Source organism: Erwinia sp. MYb416, from assembly GCF_037479575.1.
In the GTDB taxonomy this organism is placed as follows: Bacteria; Pseudomonadota; Gammaproteobacteria; order Enterobacterales; family Enterobacteriaceae; genus Erwinia; species Erwinia rhapontici.
The window spans coordinates 1-631 of the sequence record NZ_JBBGYT010000407.1 but is presented as its reverse complement, the minus strand read 5'-3'; the positions used below and the strand labels follow the sequence as shown (position 1 = coordinate 631).

Sequence of the window (631 nt, the reverse complement as noted above, 5' to 3'; positions counted from 1 at the left end):
GCCCTTACGCGCTGCCACGGTGGCATCCAGAATATCTTCTGAAGACAGTACGACATCCTCATCCGTCTCTTCCACCATCAACACTTCTTTCAGCTGACGCGCCGTGGAGCCGCTTTGTGATGAGTGTGCTTCATCGGCAATCTCCGCATATTTGCGCGTTTTCAGGCTGACGCTGTTTTCAATCGCCTTTAATACAAACGGGAAAGTCTGAATGGTGACAATAATAATCGGTTGGGAACTTTCCAGCGCAGCAGCCAGTTTCTCTGACTTCGATCCATCGCCTTCCTTATTATTGATGCGCCCGACCACGCCATCCTGATGCTCAAACTGATAGATCGTATCCTGCAGCTGGTCGTCCAGCACCGTGCGATCGGTGACGACGATCACCGAATGGAACTGCTTTTCTCCCTGCGCATCATAGAGCGTGGAGAGCTGATGCGCGGTCCAGGCAATCGAGTTGGATTTACCGGACCCGGCGCTGTGCTGGATCAGGTATTTATGCCCGGTGCCTTCGGCCTGGGCCGCGCCAATCAGCTGACGCACCACATCCCACTGATGATAACGCGGGAAGATCAGGCTCTCTTTTTTCACCTTCAGCCCGCTCCAGTCCTCTTTCTCTTCGATCTGCAGA

The 631-nt window shown here is 53.7% G+C and carries 1 protein-coding gene; it reads right to left on the bottom strand.

The window, feature by feature from the left end; translation table 11 throughout:
- Positions 1–631: DEAD/DEAH box helicase family protein (locus WH277_RS05615; protein WP_339504919.1), on the bottom strand; the 631-nt coding region annotated here is incomplete at both ends.